General features: G+C 50.8%; 3 tRNA genes. All 3 read left to right on the forward strand.

The features are described 5' to 3' along the window. Positions 1–54 precede the first annotated feature (54 nt). The 3 genes from HMPREF3090_RS01420 (at position 55) to HMPREF3090_RS01430 (ending at position 304) form a co-directional block, all read left to right on the forward strand. Positions 55–127: transfer RNA gene (locus tag HMPREF3090_RS01420), tRNA-Asp, on the forward strand. A gap of 17 nt (positions 128–144) precedes the next feature. Continuing rightward, positions 145–217, forward strand: a tRNA-Phe gene (locus tag HMPREF3090_RS01425). 15 nt (positions 218–232) lie between these two features. Further along, positions 233–304, forward strand: a tRNA-Glu gene (locus HMPREF3090_RS01430). The last annotated feature ends 54 nt before the right edge of the window (positions 305–358 follow it).

Here is a 358-nt window from a genome sequence, read left to right on the forward strand (position 1 = left end):
GATGTCGGGGGTTCGAACCCCTCATTCTCCATAAGTAGTTTATTAAGCTACTAGGGTCCCGTGGTGTAGGGGTTATCACGCCTGCCTGTCACGCAGGAGATCGCGGGTTCAATTCCCGTCGGGACCGTACAACTTTTAAAAAAAGGTCCAATAGCTCAGTTGGTAGAGCACTTGATTGAAGCTCAAGGTGTCGGCAGTTCGACTCTGTCTTGGACCATTACATGCTAATATTGGCCCGTTGGTCAAGCGGTTAAGACACCGCCCTTTCACGGCGGTAACACGGGTTCGAATCCCGTACGGGTCATTAAAAGTTGTCAATACACCGGAGAATTAGCTCAGCTGGGAGAGCGTCTGCCTT

It is taken from the genome of Aerococcus sp. HMSC23C02, assembly GCF_001806805.1.
Taxonomy (GTDB): domain Bacteria; phylum Bacillota; class Bacilli; order Lactobacillales; family Aerococcaceae; genus Aerococcus; species Aerococcus sanguinicola.